At 64.0% G+C, this 18,659-nt stretch carries 5 protein-coding genes; 2 read left to right on the top strand and 3 right to left on the bottom strand.

Going from position 1 to position 18,659, the window contains the following annotated elements:
* Positions 1 to 161 precede the first annotated feature (161 nt).
* Complete coding sequence (locus NL123_RS18855) at positions 162 to 12,614, top strand: filamentous hemagglutinin family protein (RefSeq protein WP_494356061.1); 12,453 nt, start codon at positions 162 to 164, stop codon at positions 12,612 to 12,614.
* Positions 12,615 to 12,681: 67 nt separating this feature from the next.
* On the opposite strand, the gene NL123_RS18850 is transcribed toward NL123_RS18855, so the two are convergent.
* The 3 genes from NL123_RS18850 to NL123_RS18840 all read right to left on the bottom strand — a co-directional run bounded on the left by NL123_RS18850 (position 12,682) and on the right by NL123_RS18840 (position 17,856).
* Positions 12,682 to 14,271: a hypothetical protein gene (locus tag NL123_RS18850; protein WP_248487826.1), complete on the bottom strand. Its 1,590-nt coding sequence runs from the start codon at positions 14,269 to 14,271 to the stop codon at positions 12,682 to 12,684.
* Positions 14,272 to 14,338: 67 nt separating this feature from the next.
* On the bottom strand, positions 14,339 to 16,072 hold the full coding sequence (locus tag NL123_RS18845) for a DUF8225 domain-containing protein (RefSeq protein WP_494356060.1): 1,734 nt from the start codon (positions 16,070 to 16,072) through the stop codon (positions 14,339 to 14,341).
* On the bottom strand, positions 16,069 to 17,856 hold the full coding sequence (locus tag NL123_RS18840) for a tyrosinase family protein (protein ID WP_494356059.1): 1,788 nt from the start codon (positions 17,854 to 17,856) through the stop codon (positions 16,069 to 16,071). Before NL123_RS18840 ends, NL123_RS18845 begins: the two co-directional genes overlap by 4 nt.
* Positions 17,857 to 18,015: 159 nt before the next feature.
* Here NL123_RS18840 and NL123_RS18835 point away from each other — a divergent pair, with 159 nt between their 5' ends.
* Positions 18,016 to 18,492: an Lrp/AsnC family transcriptional regulator gene (locus NL123_RS18835; RefSeq protein WP_071491274.1), complete on the top strand. Its 477-nt coding sequence runs from the start codon at positions 18,016 to 18,018 to the stop codon at positions 18,490 to 18,492.
* The last annotated feature ends 167 nt before the right edge of the window (positions 18,493 to 18,659 follow it).

The raw sequence follows: 18,659 nt of genomic DNA, 5'->3' as shown, positions 1-18,659 counted from the left end.
GCCTGTGCCGTTGCTGATTTTTTTGCGTTAACAGCCCCATGTGAACTTTCCATGACAGAAGTTCAGTCCCGTGCCTCGACAACCGCCTACTTCTCATACGTGAGCCTGTCTTGCTGCCTGTGCGCAGACAAATGTGTGATGACAAAGAAGGAAGACTCCAGATGGTCCGCTGCAAATCACCGGTTAACCTGAAAGCCCAAGAGACTATCCTGCACCTGAAGCCACTGGCCCACGCCATCGCCTTGTTGATGGTGGCAGGCAATGCCCAGGCGGCCACGGCGTTCAGTTCCAGCTGGTTTGCCGACAAAGGCGCGACCCAGGCGGCGACGGCGGCACGGATCAGCGCAGGTCAGGTACCGGGGATTCCGTCGCTGAACGAACAGGCCCGGGTCAACCAGCAGTTGGCGCGTTCCATCAGCACACTGAACACCAGTGTCGCGGCCATTGCTGCGCAACAGGCGGCGCAGGCAGCTGGGCGCCAAGCGGCGTTGGGCCAGGTCTCGACCATTCCCGATGGCTTGGGCAAGGGCGGCCTGCAGGTCGATAACAGCCTGACCCAGGGCTGGATCAACGCCAAGAACCCGACCCAGAGCCAGTCCGGCGGCAAGACCACCGTGACCATCGAGCAAACCGCCGACAAGGCGATCCTCAACTGGGAGACCTTCAACGTCGGGCGCAACACCACCGTGGATTTCCAGCAACAGTCCAATTGGGCCGTGCTCAACCGTGTCAATGATCCCGAATCGCGCCCCAGTGAGATCCAGGGGCAGATCCAGGGCGCCGGCACGGTGATGATCATGAACCGCAACGGTGTGGTGTTCAGCGGTACCAGCCAGGTCAATGTGCGCAATCTGGTAGCTGCGGCGGCGAACATCACCGATGAACAGTTCACCCAGCGTGGTATCTATGTGGATGCCAACGGCACCCAGCCGACCTTCACCGATGCGGCAGGCAAGGTCCAGGTGCAGCGCGGTGCGTTGATCCAGACCCATAAGGCTGCGACCTCCACTGACGCCGGTGGTTATGCGTTGCTGCTCGGTTCGGAGGTGGAAAACGCCGGTACTATCATCACCGCCAAAGGCCAGACCACGCTGGCAGCCGGTGACAGCTTTTACATCCGCAAGGGCGTCGGGACTGCCGGCAATGATCGGTCCACCACCCGTGGCAATGAAGTCGCCACCAGCCTCAAGGCCGGCAGCACGGCCGGCAAGGTCACCAACAACGGGCTGATCATGGCCTCTACGGGCGACATCACCCTCACGGGTCATCAGGTGCAACAGAACGGCGTAGCCCTGGCCAGTACCTCGGTGGACACGCGCGGCACGATCCATCTGCTGAACTCGGCAACCGATCAAACCGGCAGCGTGACCCTGGGCGAGGGCAGCACCACGGCGATCTTGCTGGACGCCAGTGGCAGCACAGCCCTCAACAGCCAGAAGGGTGCCGGCCTGGAAAAATTCGATGGCCTGGCCGCCAACCTGATCACGGGCCAGTTCAACAACCTCAGCGCGGTGGCCGACCGTACCGACCAGTCGCGTATCGAAATCGTCAGCGGCGGCACCGTGGACTTCCAGAAAGGCTCGATCACCCTGGCCACCGGCGGCCAAGTCGCGGTTAGCGCCACCGGTCGCAGCCTGGTGCGCGATGGCGCGATGATCGACGTGTCCGGTGCCATTGGCGTCAAGGTGTCGATGGACGCCAATAACATCAAGATCAACGTGCAGGGCAACGAGCAGCGCGATGCACCGGTCAACCGCGATGGCGGGCAACTGATCAACAATGATGTCTGGGTCGACTTGCGTGAACTGGTCTTCGTACCGGCAGGCACCAATGGTTATGCGACAGACCGCTGGTACACCGCGGGTGGCTTGCTTGAAGTCGGCGGTTACCTCGGCACACAGGGTCATTCGGTGGGCGAATGGATGGCCCAGGGCGGCACCGTGACCTTTACCGGCAAGGAGGCGGTGACCCAACAGGGTGCGCAGATCAACCTGTCCGGCGGCACCGTGGATGTGCAGGCCGGGTATGTGCGTCAGACCTGGCTCAAGGGGCCCGATGGGCGGTTGTACGAACTGTCGACGGCACCAGGCGACATTCTCTATTCGGGGCTCTACAAAGGTTATGAAGACACCAGCACGCGCTGGGGCCAGACCGACTACTACTACAACCCGATGATCGCCACGCAACGCCGTTACGAGAACGGTTACACCGTGGGCCGCGATGCCGGCAAGCTGGTCATCGGTACGAGCAGCGCGGTGCTCGAAGGCCAGGTGATCAGCGATGTGTTCCAGGGCGATCGCCAGACCCAGGCGCCGAATATCAACCTGGACGGTTACCAGCAGTCGCAGAAGGCCAAAGCCCAGCGTGCGCAGTTGATCATTGGCCAATACATCCCGATCTACAACAAGGCCACTGGCACCCTGCGCTACGCCCTCAGTGGTACCACCGACCAGGTGCTGGTCGACAGCAACACGCAGAAAATCGCAGACGGCCTTGACCTCACTGCCGCATTGCCGGCGGACCGCCAAGGCAAGTTGGTACTCGACAGTGACCAGCTCAATGGCTTCCAGCTGGGGGCGATCAAGGTCGGCGCCAAGCAGCAGATCACCGTCAACGGCGCGCTGAAAGTGGCCGATGGCGGCGACATCACCCTGTTCGGGCCGGGTGTTGCCATCAACGCCAACCTCACGGCCCATGGCGGCAGTATCAACGCTGGCAACATTCTCACCCAGGTTGACCGCGACAAAGGCAACGCGGTGGGGGACGTGATCCTGGCGGGCAGCGGGCGGCTTGACGTGGCCTCCGGGGTCAAGCTGGAGGCCGGCGGACGCTGGAATAACCTCGCGCTGGACCCCGCCAACCGTGAAGGTGTGGCGTATATCAATGGCGGCAAAGTGTCGCTGCGCAGCACCAACGTGGTCAACCTCGCCGCCGGTAGCCTGGTGGATGTGTCCTCGGGCGCCACGGTTGGCGAAGACGGCAAGCTCAGTGGTGGCAAGGGCGGCGACGTGAAGCTCGGCGGCCTCGGCAGCCTCGGCCTGGGCGGCGAGGTGCGTGGCTATGGCGTCAACGGCGGTGGCACCCTGGCGTTGCAGGCGCACAAGGTGTTGATCGGCACAGGTGCGGTAGATGCCGACACCCTGCAGTTGGGCGGCGACTTTTTCAACAAGGGGTTCTCGGCGTATGACATCACCGGTAATGAAGGGCTGATCGTCGCGAACGGTACCCAGGTCGATGTGAACATGCCGGTCTACCATGTGGGCGAGCAGGCCACCGGCGCGCCGACCGGCAGCGATGCGGCAAGTGCGCTCGAACGCTGGACCCCGCCGCTGTACCAGGAGGACGCCACCAAGGGCGTGCTGACCCAGCGCCGTGGCGCGAGCTTGAGCCTGAGCGCCGGCCATACGCTGTCGACGGCCGCGCAGATGGCGACGACGGCACTGACCGTGGGCCAGGGGGCGGTGATCAACGTCGATCCCGGCCAGGCGATCAACCTGCAGAGCATCGGCCAGCTCACCCTGGACGGTACGCTCAACGCGTGGGGCGGCAGCGTCAGCCTCAAGGGCTTGACCACGGCGGACTCGGAAAAAGTCGAGGCGATCGGCCATGGGCGTTCGATCTGGATCGGCGAACACGCGCTGATCGATGTGGCTGGCCGTGCCGTGACGGCTGTGGACAATCGCGGCGGCATTTATGGCCAGGTGCGCAACGGCGGGACGATCACGGTAGGGGGCGACATTGACCCCACCACCGGGGTTGCCAAGACCAGCAACCTGTTCGTGGTCGTGCGTGAGGGCGCGCGCCTGGATGCTTCCGGCACCCAGGCGTTGCTGGATGTGCCAGGCCAGGGGCGCACGACGGTGGCAAGCAACGGTGGCACCCTCGCTTTTGCGTCCAGCAACGGCCTGTACCTGGATGGCAGCTTCAAGGCTAATGCAGGTGGTGCCGGTGCGGCCGGCGGGCGTCTGGCATTGGCGCTGGAGGCACCGTATTACCTGCGCAGCCTGGCCACCAACCGGGTGTTACCGGTGCGCGAGCTGGTTCTGAGCCAGCAGTACCAGGCGCAAGCGCTGCCAGGCAGTGCCGAAGCGGCGGCCGATGCGTTGACCTACGGTCATGCCCGGCTTGGCGTCGACCAGGTGACGGCGGGCGGCTTTGATAGCCTGGCCCTGTTGGTCAATGGCGCGCTGAACATGGCGGGTGACGTTTCGCTGAACATGGGCCAGAGCCTGGAGGTGTACTCACAAGGCATAGGGTTGGCGAAGAACGCGCCCGTGACCGCCCAGGTTCATCTTGCGGCGCCCCATGTGGTACTCAGCGGCATGCTCGCGCCAGATCGGACCGGCATGGAGAGTTACATCACGCCGTACCTGGGTGACCCGGTATCGACTGTTCCGGGGCAGGGCCGGTTCACGGTTGACAGCGATCTGCTGGATATTCGCGACAAAGTCACGTTTGCCCTCAACCAGGGCTTTGACCGGGTCAATCTCAACAGCCGTGGCGATCTGCGTTTTCTCGCCGGACGCGATGGCGGCGTCACCCCCAATGGCTTCAGTACGGTCTTGCAGTCTGGCGGTGACCTGACCTTGCGGGCCTCACGTATCTACCCCGGCAGCGAAATCGCCGCGCAAGTGCTGGTGGGCCTCACCGGCAGCACGGCCACCGGTTTATTGTTCGATCCCGCGCGTACCCTCACCCTGGAAAAAAACGGCGACGCCAGCGTGGTCGCTCCGTATTCGATTTTCGGTCGCCTGCAATTGGGCGCAGCGACCATCAAGCAGGGCGGCGTGTTGCAGGCCCCGTTGGGTCTGATCGAAATCGGCAACCAGGGCAGCACCCGTGTCGAACTGCTGCCCGGCAGCCTGACGTCCGTGAGCGGCAAGGGGCTGGTGCTGCCGTACGGCGGAACCGTGGACGGCCAGGTCTACCGTTACAACGGCAAGACCGTGAACTTCATCGGCCAGGGCGGCGTGCGCAATGGCAACGGCGACCTGACCGTCGGCGTGATCCTGGGCGGCAAGTCGGTGGCGGTACTGCCCGACGCTACCCTGGATTTGTCCGGCGGCGGTGAGCTGCTGGGGGCCGGGTTTATTTCCGGTCGGGGGGGCTCTACGGATGCACGCTATAACCCACTGGTGCAGTTCGGCGCCAACGGCGGGTTTGTGCTGCCGGGATTGAGCACCAACCCGGTGTACGCCATCGTGCCGGGCGCGCAGCCAGGGTATGCGCCCGTGGCCGCCGAGGGCGGTGCGGTAGCACCTCTGGTCGGCCAGCAGATCACCATCGGCGCCGGTGTGCCGGGACTGCCGGCCGGCACCTATACCTTGATGCCGTCCACCTATGCCCTGATGCCCGGCGCCTTCCGGGTCGAGATCAATGGCCTGGCGGGGGCCGGCAGCGGTGCCGGTGTCATTGCGATGCGCAACGGTTCATGGTCCACCGCCGGGCAGCTGTCGATCATCAACATCGGGATCCGTAACAGCCAGGCCAGCCAAGTGATCATCACGTCGGCCGATACCTTGCGCCGTTATTCCCAGTACAACGAAATGAGTTATGCCCAATTCGCCGTCGCGGATGCGGCCAAGCTCGGTGTGCCACGGGCGCTGATGCCGGTGGACGCCAAAACGCTCAAGCTGGCCCTGGATGCCGGCGGCGGCAGTGACACCTTTTCGTTCAAGGGCATTGGCCGGTTCGAAGCAGCCCCGGGTGGCTATGGCGGCACGGTTGCGGTCACCAGCAGGGTGCCCAACGGCGCAATACAGATTGTCGACGCCAACAGCCCCTTGACCGAAGCGTTCAACGGTGTGACGGTGGATGCGCAAAGTCTCAACGCCATGGGTGCCAAGCGTTTGCTGGTGGGCGGTTTGTCGATGGTGCTGTATGGGCAGAGTGGCAACAACGTCGGATTTGCCACCAGCATGGCCGGGACCATCACCCTGCGTTCAGGCGCGAATCTGGTGGCGCCGGAAGTGATGATGGTTTCGCGCAATGGCGATATCGTGGTTGAGCAAGGCGCCTCCATCAATACCCTCGGCCAGGGCGCGGCGTCTTATGATTCACGCGATGGCTTTGTCTACAGCAGCGCGCCCAACATGCTCGTGGTCTCCAACGGCTTGATCAATGTGCTGCCGTATCCGGAAACGGCCGGCAGGGGCGGCGGCATCCGGATCGGTGCTTGCACCGCGAGCCCTTGCAGTGGGCAGACTGCGTTGTATTCCGAAGGCAGTATCGTGATCTCGACCACCCAGGCCCTGGAGCTGAATGACCAGGTGCGCTACGGCACTCGCCACCTCGCACTGGCCTTGAGCAACATCAACGTCGGCAGCGTCGAGGCCCTGGCCGATGCCGCCGCACGCAACGTGTTGCCGGCGGGCTTGACCCTCAACCAGCAGGTGATCAACCGCTTGCTGCGCGGTGATACCCAGTCTGGCGCACCGGCCCTGGAAACCCTGCAATTGTCGGCGGCCCAGGCATTCAACTTCTACGGCACCACGACGCTGGACACGTATGATGCACAGACCGGCAAGTCGCTGCTGAACAACTTGTTGCTGTCCACGCCGGCGATCTACGGCGCCGGCAATGCCAATGACGTGGCGACAATCCACACCGCCAACCTGATCTGGCAGGGCGCCGAGGCGCCTCCCGGCGCCGTGGTTGCCGGCGGTGCCGGAACCGGCAGTGGGCGCCTGGATATCAATGCCGAGCGCATCGAGTTCGGCTACGGCGCCTTTGCCCAGCCCAGCACCACCAAGACTTTCGACCGCCTGGCCCTGGGCTTTGCCAACGTCAACCTGAATGCCAGTGACCGCATTACGGCCAACTACAAGGGCAGCTTGTCGGTGTACCGGAACCTGACCGGCTACGACCCGGTCAAGGGCTTCCAGTACAGCGGCGGCAACCTCAATATCCTCACACCACTGATGACCGGTGAAGCCGGTTCGGTCAACCGTATCACTGCCGGCGGCGCCATTGATGTCGCCGCCGCCGCCGGTGCGCGGGGGACCGCCAATGGCATGGGCGCCGAGCTGTCCCTGCAAGGCGACAGTGTGCGAGTAGCCAGCGCCGTGGTATTGCCCAGCGGCAAGGTCAAGCTCGGCGCACGGGGCGACGTGGTACTGACGGACGGCGCATTGATCGACGTCGCCGGACGCTCGGTGGTCTTCAACGACCTCACTCAATACGGCTGGGGGGGCGAGGTATTGCTCGACAGCCGCAGCGGCAATGTTTTGCAGGCGGCGGGTTCGACCATCGACCTGTCGGCCAAACATAACCAGGCCGGCAAACTGCGTGCGGTTGCCGTTGATGCGGCAGGCGGTATTGTCGACCTGCAAGGCCGCGTTCTCGGCAGCAGCACCGGCTACTACGACGCCGGCGGCACCTTGATGCCTTATACGGCGGGCAGCGTGGAAATCCAGGCACAACGCCTGGGCGGCAATGGTTCGCTGGACCAACAGTTTGCCGACCTCAACCAGCGTCTCAATGCCGGCCAGGTGTTCGGTGCGCGCAGCTTCCAGCTCAAACAGGGCGACCTGACCATCGGCGAGGGGCTCAAGGCGGGCATCATCAACGTCTCGGTCGACAACGGCAGCCTGCGGGTCACTGGCCTGGTGGACGCCAGCGGCGAACGCGTCGGCAGTATCAGCCTGGCCGGCAAGAACGGCCTGACCCTCGCGGGCAGTGCGGTGCTGGATGCCCACGGCAGCAAGTTGCGGGTGGACAGCTACGGCAAGATCATCGATTCGCCGAACCGGGCCATGGTGGCGCTGAGTTCCGGTAACGGCGTGTTGACCCTGGCCGAAGGCGCGCGCATCGACCTGCGCCACGGCACCGCAGCCATTCGCGGCAACGATGGGCGCAATCGCGGCACCCTGGAGCTCAACGCACCGCGCCTGGCCGGGGCCGGCGGCGTCATCAACGACATCGCCATCGACGCCCATGGCCGCGTGGACATTCAAGGTGCTCGCGCGATCACCCTCAATGGCATGGCCACCTATGACGATGCGCCCGAGAAAACCGATCCAACCGCCAGCGGCAAACCGTACCAGCAAATCACCCAGGATTATCTGAACGACAAACATAGACTGAGCGCGGACTTTATCAACGCGGCGCTGCTCAACAACAACCTGCTGCAAAACAAGCTCGCCGGCTTGAATAACGACACCTACGGCGACACCTTCCACCTGCGTCCCGGTGTGGAAATCGTCAGCAAGACGCCAGACGGCGACCTGGTGGTGCAGGGTGACCTGGACCTGTCCGGCTATCGCTACGCCAGCCTCAAGTCGCCGACCCATGAAAAGACCGAGGCCGGCAGCCTGACCTTGCGCGCGGGGGGCGACCTGAGCATCTACGGCAGTATCAACGATGGCTTTGCGCTGCCGCCGGAGACTGTAGACGACAAGGGCTGGGTGCTGTTGCCGGGGGTTGACTTCACCGGTGGCGATATCGTAATGCCGGGGCAGGGCGTAAGCCTGGCAATCGGCACGGCCTTCCCGGCGGGTGTGGTGCTCAACTACGACCTGCCGATCGCCGACATCGGCGTGAGCGCAGGCACCCGTTTGCCGGTGCGCGCCACCCTCAGACAGGACCTGGTGCTGCCAGCCGGCACCGTGCTGGCGGCGGCGGTATTCGACAGCACGGGCAACGTGCTGTTTGCCGCTGGTACCTTGCTGAGCCAGGCGCAGACCCTGGTCAGCGGGTCGCAACTGGACGCCGGCAGTCTGTTGACCCAGAACACTTTGTTGAAGGCGATGACCTGGCCCAAGGGCGTGCCGCTGCCGCAGAATTTCCAGGCGCCTGGCCCCACCCAGAACGTGGTGACCCTGGCCCGCGATTTGCTGTTGCCCAAGGGTGCACTGATTCCTTCCGGTACCAACGTCAAGTTGCTCAACGATGCGACATCGGTCGAGCTGCGTCCCGAAGTGGCGGGGCGCCAGGGCCAGAACTGGGCCATTGCACCGATGCTGGCCGAGGGTTCGCAGTCGTGGTCGCTGCGGCTGGTGGCGGGCGCTGACACCGAGGCGGCCGACAGTCGGCTGTTGCAACCTCATCCCACAACCGGTGACCTGCGCCTGGCGGACAGTCACTACGGCATGTTCGCCAAGGAGCTGCCGTCCCAGGTCGTGCAAACGTGGTCTGCGGCCGGGGTCGAGCTGCTGGCGAGCCTGGGCAAGGACGTCAAGGTGGGTGACCCGATCGAACAGTCGCTGCTCGATGAGCTGGGCGGCGGTCCGATCGCCGATTTCTGTGCGGGTTCGCCGGAATACTGCGCGGTGAAGCCATCGTTTGTCTGGACCGCCCAGGCGGTGGCGGACCTGGCCGAGTACGGCCTGACGGAAGGCGCGCCGATTACCGATGCATTCCTGGCGCAATTCAACACCACCACCACGCAGTTCTGTGCGGATAACCCCGCTTACTGCCTTTCCCAATCGGTCAAGGAGTTCGGTGCAAGCCCCGCCGCGACGCGCTTCAGTGTGATCCGCACAGGCACCGGCGATCTGGAGTTGTTGAGCGCCGGCAACCTGAGCATGGACTCGCTGTACGGGGTGTACACCGCCGGCACCTCGTCTGCCGCCACCTTCGCGGGCGACCCGTACAACCAGCCCAAGTCCAACGGCCGGGGCAAGACCGTGCTGAACGACGAGGGCAGCTATTTCGAGCAATTCGTCAACGCCAGCCCCACCAGCCTGTACCGCGCCTGGTATCCGCAAGCGGGCGGCAACCTGAACGTGAAGGTGGGTGGCAACCTGACAGGCAATATCCTCAACGTCACGGCTTCCGCGCCTGGTCGGCCAAACCCTCTGGATACCGGCTACGATTCGGCCAGTGTCGGCAACTGGTTGTGGCGCCAGGGCAGCGGCACTGTCGATACGGGCGGGGCAGCGCAGCCCACGGCCTGGTGGATCAATTTCGGCAGTTACACCGCGACCGCCACAGCTGACCAACTGGTGGGCTTTACCGGTTTCGGCACCTTGGGCGGTGGCGACGTGGATGTACGGGTAGGCGGTGACGCCGGGATGCTTCGCTCGCTGGCCGGCAATGCCATGGCGGCCAATGCCAACCCACGCAGCCAGGGCTTGGTGCTGGCGGTCGGCAGCACCGGGCGGGTGGCCAGTGATGGCAGCCTGCAACTCACCGGTGGTGGTGACCTGCGGGTGCATATCGGCGGGGCGCTTAACCCTGAAAGCCAGCTTGATAGCAGCAGCTTGAACGGCACACTGGTGGACCTGCGCGGTAACGCTCAACTGCTGGGCGGCGCCTCGGGCCGGATAGAGTTGCAGTACGGCATTGCCAATACCGACCACAGCCCGGGTGAAGTGCGGGCGTTCGACGCGTTGCAGGCCACCCGGGGGCTGACGCGCGGCGGCATGGTGCTGGTGCCGGGTGATGCGACGTTCAGCCTGGCGACCCTGGGCGACCTGGCGTTGCAGAGCGTGATCGACCCCGGCCGGGTATTGCTGCCCAACAGTTCGTCATTTGTCCGCGGGCAGGAACACGGCCCAGGCACCAGTTGGTTCTCGCTGTGGACCGGGCAAACGGCGATCGACCTGTTTTCCGCCGGCGGCAACCTGTCGCCCAATTCCACGGGGCTGGCCTCTGACCTGGCGGTGGTCTATCCGTCGATCTTGCGTGCGACGGCCGCCAGCGGCAGCCTGTACTACGGCAAGGCGGGTAGCTCTTCCTTGACGGACAACGATTACAAATTCCCGTTGTTGCTTGCTCCGGGCGTGAACGGCCAGTTGCAGTTGCTTGCCCATGATTCGATCTATGCCGGCGGCACGTTCGTGAGCCAATCGGCAGCTGATCCAGCGATCATGGCCACGCCTTGGCAACCGGCATTTGTCGGCAGGCTCGGTACCGACATCAAGCCTGTCGCCAGCAACCTCTCGCCAAACGGCAGTTCCGACAACGTCCCGCTTCTACCACTGTTTGTGTTTGGTTCCGCCAGCGCGTCGACCAGCGGTTATGCTCCGGCCTCCGCTGCGCGCTTCTACGCATTGACCGGTGACCTGGTGGGTGTCAGCAGTGGGCGGATCATCTCGTTTGGGGTCAACCCCGGCGATCTGCATCAAGGGCAGACCTGGTACGAGGGCGGTGGTGCCGTGTGGATGATGGCAGGCCGGGATATTGTCAGCAGTGGCAGCCTGTTTGACCGAATCAGCGGTTACCAGAGAGAAACGTCCATGGGCAACCTGTTTGTCCACAACAGCCCCACCGATATCTCCATCGTGTCTGCCGGGCGCGACATCCTCTACAGCAACTTCCAGGTCGCCGGGCCGGGCGCGTTGGAGCTGACGGCCGGGCGCAATATCCAGATGGACGACAAAGTCAGCGTCACCAGCCTTGGCCCCGTAGCCTCGGGCGATAACCGCCCCGGCGCGAGCATTGTCATGCAAGCCGGCGTCGGCCCCGACGGCCCGGATTACCGTCGCTTCGTCGAGGCCTACCTGGACCCTGTGAACCTGGCGCAGCCGGGTGAGTCGATCCAGAGCGGCAAGGTCGCCAAGACCTACGAGAACGAACTGGTCGGCTGGCTCGCCGAGCGCTTTGGTTTTGTCGGCGGCACCGAGCAGGCGCGCACTTACTACGCGGCGCTCCCCGCCGAGCAACAACGGGTGTTCGCCCGCGACGTTTACTTCGCCGAGCTCAAGGCCGCTGGCCGTGAGTACAACAGCGCTGGCAGCGTGCGCCAGGGCAGCTACCTGCGTGGCCGCGTAGCGATTGCGGCGCTGTTCCCGGACAAGGACGTGGCCGGCAACCCGATCACCTACAAAGGCGACATCACGATGTTCGGTGGCGCGGGCGTACACACCAACTTCGGCGGTTCGATCCAGATGCTCACCCCGGGCGGCAGCCAGACCTTCGGTATCGAAGGCGCGGCGCCACCGTCGACGGCGGGGGTGATCACCCAGGGCGCGGGGGATATCCAGCTGTATTCCTTGGGCAGCATCCTGCTGGGTCAGAGCCGCATCATGACCACCTTCGGCGGCTCGATCATGGGCTGGACCAGCGAAGGCGACATCAACGCCGGGCGCGGTTCCAAGACCACCGTGGTGTACACGCCGCCCAAGCGTGTCTATGACAATTGGGGCAACGTCGGCCTGTCGCCGTCGGTGCCGAGTACCGGTGCGGGGATCGCCACGCTCAACCCAATCCCGGAAGTGCCGGCGGGGGACATCGACCTGATCGCGCCGCTGGGCACCATCGACGCCGGCGAGGCGGGGATCCGTGTGTCCGGCAACGTCAACATTGCCGCCTTGCGCGTGGTGAACGCGGCGAACATCCAGACCCAGGGCAAGTCGTCCGGGGTGCCGGTGGCCGCCAGCGTCAACACCGGCGCCATGAGCTCGGCCAGCGCGGCCGGGGCGGCGGCGTCCCAGGCGGCGGAAGACGCGGCGCGCAGCCAGCAGGCGGCCGCGAAGCAGGGCAGGCCGTCGATCATGACTGTGGAAGTGTTGAGCCTGGGCAACGAACCGTTGCCGCAAGAGCCTGCGCCGGCGCAGAAAACCTCCGGCTACAACCCCAACAGCCCGGTGCAGGTGCTGGGCGCAGGGCCGCTGAGCGAACAGGCGCGAGCGCGGCTGACGGATGAGGAGCGCAAGCAGATCAGTTTGTAAGGCTGTGGAAAGGACCTCTCGATGTACCGTTCGGGGCGATCAATGATCGCCCCTTTTTTTGCGCCGGTTACGGGTTGTCCTTGAGGGTCTTGAACGACTCGATGCGTTTGATCAGCCGCGTGTTCTTCGCCGAGTCGGCATTGCTGAACAGGAAGGAGAAGTCCGACGCCAGCCCGGATTTTCCGGCAATCGCCGCGTACTGGTGGCAGTCGTTGCAGTTGTCGGTCTGCACGTAGGTTTCCATGGTGGTGTTGGCGACGACGACACTCTGGTCGCTGACAAACGGCCCATAGGACAGCGGTACCTGCACGTTCGGCCCTGGGCCTGGGTCGTTGGGCGCATTGGGCGTCTTGGACCACAGCACATTCACCAGTTTGTAGTACTGGAATACCGACTGGCCCTGGGTCTGCTGGGCGAAGGTCTGCTGCACTGCCGTGTTCAGCGCCTGCATGTCCTGGGGCGTGGCGTTGGCGCGGGTGGCCTGCACCGGCTGGTCGAGGGGCGTGCAGTTGGGCGGCGTGTGCGTGGCGTCGCACTGCACGCGGGGCACATTCGGCGTGCAGGCATCACCGGTGCATGCCGGGTTGTTGAAGCTGTAGCCCTCGGGCGGCGCGGCACCACCGTCAGGCACGTTGTCGACCTGCTCGAAGGTGGTCCAGATGAAATTCGGCTGGGTCTGGGTCTTGTTGATGATATGCAGGCCCACCAGGCCAATCACTTCCTGGGTGCATTGCAGCGTGTCCGGGCGTTGCAGCCAGGCCACGGTGGTCAGGTAGCGCCCGTACAGGGCGGGCTTGTTGGTGAGCACGCGCCAGGCGGCTTTCAGTTCCAGGGCGCCGAGTTCTTCCTGCGGCAGCGCCTTGGCCGGCAGTTCACGCACCAGCTTGCCGGCCGGCAGTGACAGGCCGGCGGGGTGCCGGTTGTCGCTGTTCTGCGCCACGATCAGCTGGTTGGCCGCATCGTACAAACCGTTGTCGACGATGTAGTCGAACTCGGCCTTGCCCACCTTGCGCTCGAAAAACACCAGGTTGCCGGACTGGTCCGTTAGCCAACCGCCGGAGGCTTCCATGATCGAATCGGGCAGGGTCACCTGGGTGCCGCTGGACAGGTGGAAGCGGTGCTTGCGGTTGATCGCGCTTTCCGAGGTGGCGGTGATGAATTTACGCGCGCCCGTGGCAAACGCCTTGAGATTGCCGGTGGCGGTGCAATTGGACGGCACCAGGGTTTCCACGCCCCAGCCGGACGGCTTGGCCGCGCCGGGCAGGAAGATCTCGCTGGCATCCTTGTAGCTGGCCCACACTGGAGCCTTGCTCATCGGTTGGCCTGGGGTTGGCGGCACGCCGAACTGGGCCGCGCTGCTTTGCGTATCCGGCTCACCGGCCAGGCTCGGGTTGGCGGGCCAGCCGGGGTTGACCGGCCAGTTCATGGCGATGAACAACTGCCAGCCGAAACAATTGAGAAAAGCCTGCTCGGTGCCGAAATTGTTCACCGGCAGGAAGCCGCCGCTGGTGGGGTCGAACACCAACTGGCTGACGCAGCTCTGGGCATCCGAGGCGGCACTGGCCGGTGCGGGGGCCAGCCACGGGAGAAGGGCGCAGGTGATTGTGCAGACAATACGCAAGCGTGCCCGGCGCAGCGGGCGAAGCCATCCGTTCATGGTCGCATTCCTTGCTCAAGACTTAAGGGGCGGCCACCCACGCCAGGCATGGGCGGCCGGGTGGAACTCAGGCGCTGGGCACCAGGGCCAGGCCGCTTTCCCATGGGTGCTCGGTGGCACTCGGGTTGGCCGCTTCGTTGGGGTTGAGCGCACGCACGCTGACCAGCCCCGGCGCCGCGTTGCTGCTGACGGTAATGGTCATGATGTAGCCCTGGGTGCCGCCGCCGTCGGTCTGCCCGGGAATCGCCGAGGCATCCGGCAGGAACTGCGTGACCTGGGCCGTGATGCCCGGGTTGGAGAACTGCACCCGTGCATCCGCCGCCGTGGTGTTCGGGTCGGCGCCTTGCACCACCAGCACGAACTGGCTTGAGCTGCCGGGCGCAAAGCTGGCCGGCAAGTCGCTGGGGGATTGGCCGTAGAACAGGTCAATCGGCAGCAACTGCACCGGCCAGGGCTGCGCATCGGTGGTGTTGGCCGCCACGCAGGCGCACTCCTTGGGCTGGGCGGTGAGCGGTGCCGGGGTCACGCTGAGGGCCACATTCAGTTCGTTGGCGATCACCCACACGTAGTCGATCGGCGTGCCGCTGATGGTGATGTCATTGATCGAGAACCCTGCACTGGCCGGCACCTCGAAGACCGCCTGGAGGATCTGGTCGGAGTTGTTCGGGCCGGTGCCGGCGGTGCCACGGGTGACGCGCCAGTAGCTGCTGACATCCTGGCCTTGCGGGCCTTTCCAGGTGCTGAAGGACTTGGGTTGCTGCAGGTACAGGCCGATGGGGTTGGTCAACGAGATCAGGTTGTTGACCGCCGCCTGGTTGGCTGAGAACCCGATATGCGGGTCGGAGTTGCGGTAGTTCTGCCCGTACTGCGCGCAGCAGATCAGGCTCTGCTGGTTCTGGCTGCTGCTGAGCGGCCGCAGGATGGTGGCGGCCGCCGCCAGGTAGATCTCGGCACTCAGGGTGTTGGGGCCGGAGGTCAGGTGCATCGCGCCACCCGACACGCCCGGTATGCGCACGGTGCCGCTGTTCCATTTGTTCACGGTGTCGTAGGCGGGCTGGCCGGTGGTGGGGTCGAGTACCGGCTCGCCGGCCTTGCCGGTCGGGCCGTCGGCGGTGTAGCGCAGGTACAGGTCTTCGAGTTTCACCTGCGGGTCGACATACGCCTGGTACAGGCCCAGCACGGCACCCGGGTCGATGTTCCACATGGTCAGGAAGTACGCCGGGTTCTCGCTGGTGAACATGATGCTGCGCATGTTGCCGTCGGGGTCGCGGGTGATCGACCACTCGCAGTATTCATCCAGCCAGCCCCGTGGGCCAGAGGGCGAAAAGTCGGCGTAGGGGCCGTTCCAGTTGATGGATTTGCACAGCACGCTGGGGATCTGCAGTTGGGTCGCCTGCGGGTCCGGGTACAGCGAATACAGGGTGTTATTGAGGGTGATCTGGCCGTGGTCGGTCAGTTGCATCACCTGGTCCAGGGTCATGGCCTTGCCGCCCAGTTGCGGGACCACGGCGGCGCCGTTGTTGTAGAAGAACGTCCAGAGGCGATTGGGAAAGGGCTGCCAGGTGATGGTCTTCGGCGTCAGCGTGCCGTAGCCGCTCTCCAGCGGGTTGTAATAGCCCGAGCGCGGTGCATCGTTGAGGTTGGACCAGGGGTTGCCGATGATCGACATCTGGGTCCAGCCGGTGACGTTGTTGTTCCAGTCGGTCTCGAAGGTCGGCAATTGGTCCTCCAGGCCGAGCTTGTTGTAGTCCTTGGGCGCTTGTTCGGCAGGCGAGGTGAATTGGGTGAAGGGTGTGCTCATGTCGGTTCTCCAGCAGGGGTGTTGGTGGAGCAGCAACCGGCGTCCGGAGCGGGGCCGGCAGAGGTTTGGCGTGGGTCGTCCCACACCAGTTCGGCGATAAAGCCAGGCAGCGGCGCGTATGCATCGGCCGTCAACACCTGGCCACTATCGGAGTGGGTCACGACCAGCGATAACTGCGCTGCGTCGCTCGGTTTGAGCTTCAGTACCTGGGCATTGCGCGCAGCATTCAGCGCCCGCGACACGCCCTGGGTGATGCAGCGGCCCTTGTCGTCTACCAACCCCATGCCGATGCGGCTGAAACGCCCGACGTAATGCGGGTTGTCGGCGCGGGCGTGCTGCGCCGTGGCGTCGGGTTGGTTGAGGAAGACGTCGATCAGGTAGGTGTCATGGGTGCAGCGCACATGGTCGAACACCACCCAGGGACCTGTGCCTGCGGCCTGCGGTTGATGGCAGCACGCAGCCTTGGCCGCGCCGAACTGTGGGGCGACGGGCGTGCCGTAGTCGTAGCCGATGTGCCGGCTGTCCTGGGCCATGTCGCCGAGGGTGGTGTAGCGCCAGGCATCGGCGCTGGTGAAGGTCACGTCATCGGCCTGCTGCCCGGCGAACGGTTGCAACAGGCATTGGGTGGTGTACTGCGCCGCCGGGTTGGCACGGATCCAGACCTCCAGCATGCGATCGATATTGGCGTGATAGGAACAGAACACCGGGTCGAACGCGGTGTAGGCGTTGTCGGCCATGTCGCCGCCGATCCAGCCGTGATAGTTGTCGTGGGGCTGCTCGTAGAGCCCGTCGAAATTCAATGCGCGGTTGGGGTACAGATTGTTCGGTTGCGGTGGGTCGAAACTGGTGATGTTGGCCCAGGGGTAGCCCGGTACACCCTGGGGCTGGCTGAAGGTGGTGAACGCCAGCGCATCGACCACCTGCTGCTGGAAGATCCGGCTCATGCCATACAACTGGGTGCGCTCGAATCGGAAGGCCTCGCCCTGGGTGTAGAACAGCGGGTTGCGCTGCACATACCGGCAGTCGACGCCCTCGACCGGCGCGGTGGCGCAGACCTTGGAGCAACCATCCTTGGCCGCCGCATACCGCAACGGGTTATGCCGCACCTCACCGGTGTGCGGGTGCACGTAGGTTTCATCGAGGAACGCCTGAGGCAAGCCGGCCTGGGGGCTGCCGTCGATACTGGCGTCTGCGGCCATCCAGTCCCAGTAGGGAATCGCGCAGTCGATCAACGCTTCCAGGTACAGCAGGTAAGCGCGGTGCCACAAGGCAAAGGCTTCCTGGTAATGCAGGCACCAGTTGGTGTGGATGTAGGCATAGCGCTGCCAGGGCGAGCCGCTGTCGGGGTCGCCGATGTGCATTACGTCATCCAGCTTGGCGCGGTACAGGTTCAGTGCTTCGGGGCTCAGGGAGCGGATGTCCTGGCGCACACGCTTGACCGGGTGTGGCAGCGCCGGTGGCGGGATGCGTTCGGCCGGGTCGAACGGCGAAATGCTGTCCAGCCGCCAGCCCTGGTTGACCCACAGGCGGAAGGTTTCCAGGGCATCGAGCGGCCAGAACTGCTGCTGATCGGTGGTCAGCGGCATGTTGCGGGAGGCCAGGTGCTGGTAGATGGTTTGCGACCAGGTCTTGACCGAGGCCGGGTCTTCCAGGAACACATCGTAGGCGTTCATGCAGCCGACCCAGGTGGCGGCGACGGCGGCGCGCTGGGGGGCGGGTATCCAGTAGGGGGCGCTGAACAGCGCCTTGATATCACCGGTCCATGTCGGTTTCGCGACTATCATAAGATCCCTCTCATGCCGCCTTCAGGCCAGGTGTTGGCCGGGCTGCTAAGCTGGATCGATGTTAACTAGCCACTGCGCAGGATTTGTGCAAATTGGCCCGTCTTTGCGACGTATTCATTGCATTTTTTCAAGGACGATTTGGAACCGATGACAGACGCCATGGATTTGAAGATCCTGGGCAAGTTGCAGAAGGATTGCGACCAGAGCCTGGAGTTGTTGAGCGACAGCGTGGGGCTGTCTTCCACCAGTTGTTATCGGCGGATTCGCCGCATGGAGAGCGTAGGGATCATCAAGGCCAAGGTGGCGGTGCTGGATGAACGCAAATTGGGGATCCAGGTGACGGCGTTTTTCCTGATCAAGCTGGACAGGGATAGCCAGGATATTGACCGCAAGATGCAGCATATCCTGTCGACTCATCCGGAGATTCAGGATTGTTACTTGATGACCGGGGAGTTTGATTTTGTGATGGTGGCGAAGTTTCGGGATGCTGCGGAGTACACCGAGTATATCTATCGGTTTCTGGAGACTTATCGGGATATTCCGATTCGGACTTATTCTTCTACGTTGGTGGTTAGGACGGTTAAGAAGTCTTATGAGTTGCCGTTGCAGGGGGTTGGGTTTTGTTCTCGGAGTTGAGTACATATCCGTTTCTTCGGTAACGGCTACTTATGGTTCCGCTCTTACAGCGGCTCACTTTTGGAAAGGCCGGAATGCCGGCCCAGCCAAAAGTAAGCAAAAGGCCTTCGCCCCAACACTCGGTGCCTCGCTTAGGCTCGGCATGCCCTCACTCCGGCTTGAATCCG

This window comes from Pseudomonas sp. FBCC-B1565 (genome assembly GCF_059133265.1).
This window is presented reverse-complemented; position numbering and strand designations above follow the sequence as displayed.

Coding starts and splice junctions, on each gene's coding strand:
- NL123_RS18855 (WP_494356061.1), top strand. CDS start 162: ATGGTCCGCTGCAAATCACCGGTTAACCTGAAAGCCCAAGAGACTATC.
- NL123_RS18840 (WP_494356059.1), bottom strand. CDS start 17,856: ATGATAGTCGCGAAACCGACATGGACCGGTGATATCAAGGCGCTGTTC.
- NL123_RS18845 (WP_494356060.1), bottom strand. CDS start 16,072: ATGAGCACACCCTTCACCCAATTCACCTCGCCTGCCGAACAAGCGCCC.
- NL123_RS18850 (WP_248487826.1), bottom strand. CDS start 14,271: ATGAACGGATGGCTTCGCCCGCTGCGCCGGGCACGCTTGCGTATTGTC.
- NL123_RS18835 (WP_071491274.1), top strand. CDS start 18,016: ATGGATTTGAAGATCCTGGGCAAGTTGCAGAAGGATTGCGACCAGAGC.